This window comes from Promicromonospora sp. NPDC060204 (assembly GCF_042728455.1).
Lineage (GTDB): Bacteria > Actinomycetota > Actinomycetes > Actinomycetales > Cellulomonadaceae > Promicromonospora.
This window is the reverse complement of record NZ_JBHWZO010000347.1, coordinates 1-5,570: the sequence shown is the minus strand read 5'-3', so window position 1 is coordinate 5,570 and position 5,570 is coordinate 1. Positions and strand designations below refer to the sequence as shown.

At 73.7% G+C, this 5,570-nt stretch carries 5 protein-coding genes; 4 read left to right on the top strand and 1 reads right to left on the bottom strand.

All coding sequences use genetic code 11. From position 1 onward, the window contains the following. Positions 1–46 precede the first annotated feature (46 nt). Entirely contained in the window at positions 47–832 is a 786-nt protein-coding gene (locus ACFWEJ_RS26815; protein ID WP_377232223.1) for an IclR family transcriptional regulator, read from the bottom strand. An 85-nt stretch (positions 833–917) separates the two neighbouring features. On the opposite strand from ACFWEJ_RS26815, the gene ACFWEJ_RS26810 reads away from it, so the two are divergent. The 4 genes from ACFWEJ_RS26810 (at position 918) to guaA (ending at position 5,462) form a co-directional block, all read left to right on the top strand. After that, a complete protein-coding gene (locus ACFWEJ_RS26810; RefSeq protein ID WP_377232222.1) occupies positions 918–1,991 on the top strand; it encodes a 2-dehydro-3-deoxygalactonokinase in 1,074 nt (357 codons plus the stop codon). Next, positions 1,988–2,605, top strand: coding sequence for a 2-dehydro-3-deoxy-6-phosphogalactonate aldolase (locus tag ACFWEJ_RS26805; protein ID WP_377232221.1), 618 nt, complete (start codon positions 1,988–1,990; stop codon positions 2,603–2,605). The genes ACFWEJ_RS26810 and ACFWEJ_RS26805 overlap by 4 nt, the downstream gene beginning before the upstream one ends. Before the next feature lie 10 nt (positions 2,606–2,615). Further along, positions 2,616–3,764, top strand: coding sequence for a galactonate dehydratase (gene dgoD / locus ACFWEJ_RS26800; protein ID WP_377232220.1), 1,149 nt, complete (start codon positions 2,616–2,618; stop codon positions 3,762–3,764). Positions 3,765–3,869: 105 nt separating this feature from the next. After that, positions 3,870–5,462 carry a glutamine-hydrolyzing GMP synthase gene (guaA, locus tag ACFWEJ_RS26795; protein ID WP_377232219.1) on the top strand — a complete coding sequence of 531 codons (1,593 nt, stop codon included), beginning with the start codon at positions 3,870–3,872 and terminating at the stop codon, positions 5,460–5,462. Positions 5,463–5,570: the final 108 nt, after the last annotated feature.

Below are 5,570 nucleotides of genomic sequence, written 5' to 3'. Positions count from 1 at the left end.
GGGTATTTGCGCCTTCCGAGCCGCGAAGAGCGCAAATACCCAGCACTCAACGGGGGCGCCAGCCGAGGGCGGCCGAGATGCGGGCGGCCGCGTCGCGGACGACCGGGGTCAGGGTCTCCAGGCGTTCCGGGGGCATGTAGGGCCGGGTCGCCGTGACGCTGATCGCGGCGACGATCGCGCCCGACGTGTCGCGCACCGGCGCCGCGACACAGAGGATCCCCGGCTCGTTCTCCTCCAGGTCGAAGGTCACGCCCCGGCTCGCCGAAGCCTCCATGACCTGCACGAACGCCTCGACGGTGAGCACATCCCGCTCCAGGCCGTGCTCCGCGCCGACGGGCCGCTCGGCGAGGAACTGCTCGCTCCAGCGACCAGGCTCGTCCAGGAGCAGCGCCTTGCCGATCCCGGTCCGGGTCAGCGGCATGCGGTGCCCGATCTGCGAACGCATCACCGCCCCGCGCGTGCCCGGGATCTTGTCGAGGTAGAGCACCTGCCCGCGGTCCTCGATGGCGAGGTGCACGGTGTCGTGGACCCGCTCGGCGAGCGCGCGCAGCACCGGCGCGCCCACGCCGGTCACCGGGTTCTCCTGCAGCGCCTGGTAGCCGAGCTCGATGAGGGCGGGGCCGAGCGCGTAGGCGCCGTCGTCGTGCTGGCGCAGGTAGCCGGTGGCCAGCAGGAGCTGGAGCAGGCGGTGGGTGGTGCTGCGCCCGACCCCGGTCTCGGCCGAGATGTCGCGCAGGCGCGTGCAGCCGCGGGCGACGGCGTTCACCACGGCGATGCCCCGCGCGAGGGTCTGTGTGCCCGGCGGGGCGGCGGCGTCGGACGGAGTGGCCATCGCGCCACGCTATCCCGAGACGCCGGAAATCCCGATAATAGGGATGAGGTTCGGACTATCGGGACTCCGGTCTACCGTCCAGAACATGGCTGACGACGCACCGAGGCGCGACGCCGCGCTGGTGGCCCTCGACTGGGGCACGACGACGTTCCGCGCCTGGCTCCTGGACGCCACGGGTGCGGTCGTGGACGGCGTCCGGACGGCGGACGGCGCGCTCTCGCTGTCGGAGCGGGCCGACTCGCCCCGGGCGCGGGCCGCCGCCTTCGAGGCGACGTTCTCGCGGCTGTGCCGGCCCTGGCTCGACGAGCACCCCGGCATCCCCGTGCTGTGCTCCGGGATGGCGGGGTCGAACCTCGGCTGGGCCGACGCCGGGTACCTGGACGTGCCGGCGGAGCTCGGCGGCCTCGCCTACCGGCTGACCGTGGTGCCGGCGGGCGACTCGGTGGTCCACCTCGTCCCCGGGCTGCGGGCCACGGGCCCCCTCCCGGACGTCATGCGGGGCGAGGAGGTGCAGCTCGTGGGCGCGCTGGCCGCGATCGCCACGGAACACCAGACCCCGGCCGGGCACCCGGCCACCCCGGACCGCCGGCACACCGTCGTCCTGCCCGGCACGCACTCCAAGTGGGTACGCCTCGACGGCGACTGCGTCGCGGGCTTCGCCACCGCCATGACCGGCGAGCTCTACGGCCTCCTGCTGCGCGACAGCATCCTCGGCCGGCTCGCCGAGGGGGAGCCCGGCACGGAGGCGTCGGACGCCTTCACCTGGGGTCTGGAGGCAGAGGCCGAGCACGGCGACGAGCGGGGCCTGCCGGCGCTGCTGTTCACGGCGCGCACGCTCGTGCTGGCCGGCCGCCTCGCGGGCCAGGACGTGGCCGACTACCTGTCCGGGCTGCTGATCGGCGCCGAGGTGCGGCACGCGCTGCGCGCCGAGCCGGCCGACGTCGTCGTCCTGTGCGGGTCACCGTCCACCACGCACCGCTACCGCCTCGCCCTGGAGCGGAGCGGCGTGGCCGTCCGCGCCGTCGGCGAGGACGCCACCGCCCGCGGCCTGTGGCGCGTCGCCCTCGACGCCGGCCTGGCCTCGCTCGACCCGGCCTCGCTCGACCCCGCCCCGCTCGACCCCGCCCCGCTCGACCCCACCGAGGAGCAGCTCGCATGAACACCCGGTCCACCGGCCTGATCGCGATCCTGCGCGGCGTGCCGCCCGCCGACGCCGTCGCCGTCGCGGAGGCTGTCTTCGAGGCGGGGTTCGACGCCGTCGAGGTACCGCTCAACTCCCCGGACCCGCTGGAGTCCGTCCGCCGCATCCGTGCGGCCGGCCCGGCCGACCGGCGCGTCGGGGCGGGCACCGTGCTCAGCCCGGACGACGTGCGCCGGGCGGCCGACGCCGGGGCCTCGCTCATCGTCTCCCCGAACACCCGGCCGGACGTGATCGCCGAGACCGTGCGGCTCGGGCTGGAGAGCTACCCCGGGGCGGCGACGCCGACGGAGGCCTTCGCCGCGCTCGACGCGGGCGCCCGGGCGATCAAGCTCTTCCCCGGCTCCGCCGTCGGCATCGGCGGCCTGCGGGCCTGGGCGAGCGTGCTGCCGAGCGGCACCGCGCTGGTCCCGGTGGGCGGCGTCGACGCCGGTAACCTCGCCGACTGGGCGCGGGCCGGCGCGTCCGGCGCGGGCATCGGGACGTCGCTGTACCGGCCGGGCGACGCGCCCGCGACGGTCGGCGCGCGGGCGGCCGAGCTGGTCCGGATCTGGCACGAGAACTGCAACGACTGAGAGGCCTGCCGTGAAGATCACGTCGATGACGACATTCGTCCTGCCGCCCCGGTGGCTCTTCCTCAAGATCGAGACCGACGAGGGGATCGTCGGCTGGGGCGAGCCCGTCCTGGAGGGCCGCGCGGCCAGCGTCGCCGCCGCCGTCGAGGAGCTGTCCGACTACCTGATCGGCAAGGACCCCCGCCGGATCGAGGAGCACTGGACCGTGCTGTACCGCTCCGGGTTCTACCGCGGCGGCGGCATCCACATGAGCGCGCTGGCCGGCATCGACCAGGCGCTGTGGGACATCAAGGGCAAGGCGCTCGGCGTGCCCGTGCACGACCTGCTCGGCGGCCGGCTGCGCGACCGGATCAAGGTCTACTCGTGGATCGGCGGCGACCGGCCCGCCGAGACGGCGGCCCAGGCCAAGGACGCCGTCGAGCGCGGCTTCTCGGCGGTCAAGATGAACGGTCCGGAGGAGCTGCAGTACGTCGACTCCCGCGACAAGGTCGAGCGGGTGGTCGCCAACGTGGCGGCAGTCCGCGACGCCGTCGGGCCGAACATCGGGATCGGCGTCGACTTCCACGGGCGCGTGCACCGCCCGATGGCGCGCGTGCTGCTCGACGCCCTGGCGCCGTACCACCTGATGTTCGTCGAGGAGCCCGTGCTCTCCGAGCACGTCGACGGGATCGCCGACGTGCTGCGGAACTCGACCACGCCCATCGCGCTCGGGGAGCGGCTGTACTCCCGGTGGGACTTCAAGAACGTCATCACCACGGGCGTCGTCGACATCATCCAGCCCGACCTTTCGCACGCGGGCGGCATCACCGAGGTGCGCAAGATCGCCGCGATGGCCGAGGCCTACGACATCGCCGTGGCGCCGCACTGCCCGCTCGGCCCGATCGCGCTGGCCGCGTGCCTACAGCTCGACGCCGTGGCGTACAACGCGGTGATCCAGGAGCAGAGCCTCGGCATCCACTACAACAAGGCGAACGACCTGCTCGACTACATCGTCGACCCCGGCGTCTTCGCCTACGAGGACGGCTCCGTCGCCATCCCGCAGGGGCCGGGCCTGGGCATCGAGGTGAACGAGGACTACGTCCGGGAGCGCGCCGCCGAGGGGCACCGCTGGCGCAACCCGGTCTGGCGGCACGACGACGGGTCGTTCGCCGAGTGGTGAGCGCGGGCGGGCGGGTCGCCGCGGCCGGAGAGCCCGGCGCCAGACGTGCGGGACGTAACTCCGCCGTGGGGCGCCGGGCCGCCGTCGGGCACTTAGACTTGCCGGGTGTCGTCCACTGCCCCTGAGAACCAGCCGCAGACCCCCCGCCCGGTCATCGTCGTCGACTTCGGCGCGCAGTACGCCCAGCTGATCGCGCGCCGCGTGCGCGAGGCCAAGGTGTACTCGGAGATCGTGCCGCACACGTTCACGGTCGAGCAGATGCTCGCCAAGGACCCCGCGGCCATCATCCTGTCCGGCGGGCCCTCCTCCGTGTACGCGGCCGGCGCCCCGTTCGTGGACCCCAAGCTCTTCGAGGCCGGCGTGCCCGTCATGGGCATCTGCTACGGCTTCCAGGCCATGGCGCAGGCGCTCGGCGGCGAGGTCGCGCAGACCGGGCTGAGCGAGTTCGGCGGCACGGAGGTCGAGGTGTGCGCCTCGGGCGTGCTGCTCGCCGACACCCCCGAGCACCAGACCGCCTGGATGAGCCACGGCGACGCCGTGCACCGCGCGCCGGTCGGCTTCGAGGTGCTCGCGACGTCGGACGGCTCGCCCGTCGCGGCCTTCGAGGACACCCGCCGCCGCCTGTTCGGCGTGCAGTGGCACCCCGAGGTGCGGCACTCGGCGCACGGCCAGACCGTGCTGGAGCACTTCCTCTACGAGGGCGCGGGGCTCAAGCCCGACTGGACCCCCGGCAACGTCATCGCCGACCAGGTCGCGGCCATCAAGGCCCAGATCGGCAGCGCCCGCGTGATCTGCGCGCTGTCCGGCGGCGTCGACTCCGCCGTCGCCGCCGCGCTCGTGCAGCAGGCCGTGGGCGACCAGCTCACCTGCGTGCACGTGGACCACGGCCTCATGCGGGCCGGCGAGGTCGAGCAGATCGAGACCGACTTCGTCGCCTCGACCGGCGTCAACCTCGTCATCCGCGACGAGAAGGAGCGCTTCCTGACGGCGCTCGCCGGCGTCAGCGACCCGGAGACCAAGCGCAAGATCATCGGCCGCGAGTTCATCCGCGTCTTCGAGGACGCGCAGCGGGACATCGTCGCCGAGGCGGGCGCGCACGGGGAAGAGGTCAAGTTCCTGGTGCAGGGCACCCTGTACCCCGACGTCGTCGAGTCGGGCGGCGGCGAGGGCGCGGCCAACATCAAGAGCCACCACAACGTGGGCGGCCTGCCCGACGACCTGGACTTCGAGCTGGTCGAGCCCCTGCGCACCCTGTTCAAGGACGAGGTCCGCGCGGTGGGCCGCGAGCTCGGCGTGCCCGAGGAGATCGTCTCGCGCCAGCCGTTCCCCGGGCCGGGCCTGGGCATCCGGATCGTCGGCGAGATCACGGCCGAGCGCCTGGAGATCCTGCGCCGCGCCGACGCGATCGCCCGCGAGGAGCTGACGAAGGCCGGCCTGGACAACGAGATCTGGCAGTGCCCCGTGGTGCTGCTCGCCGACGTCCGCTCGGTCGGTGTGCAGGGCGACGGCCGCACCTACGGTCACCCGATCGTGCTGCGCCCGGTCTCGTCCGAGGACGCCATGACGGCGGACTGGACGCGCCTGCCGTACGACGTGCTGTCGGTCATCTCGACGCGCATCACCAACGAGGTGCGTGAGGTCAACCGTGTGGTGCTCGACGTGACGAGCAAGCCGCCGGGCACCATCGAGTGGGAGTGAACTACGCCGGCCGCGGCGGCGCCGCCTGGGTGAGCAGGAGCCTGCCCAGGAGGAAGCCGCCGGCGTGCGGCCGGTGGGTGACCGGCGGCAGGACCTTCGCCAGTGGGG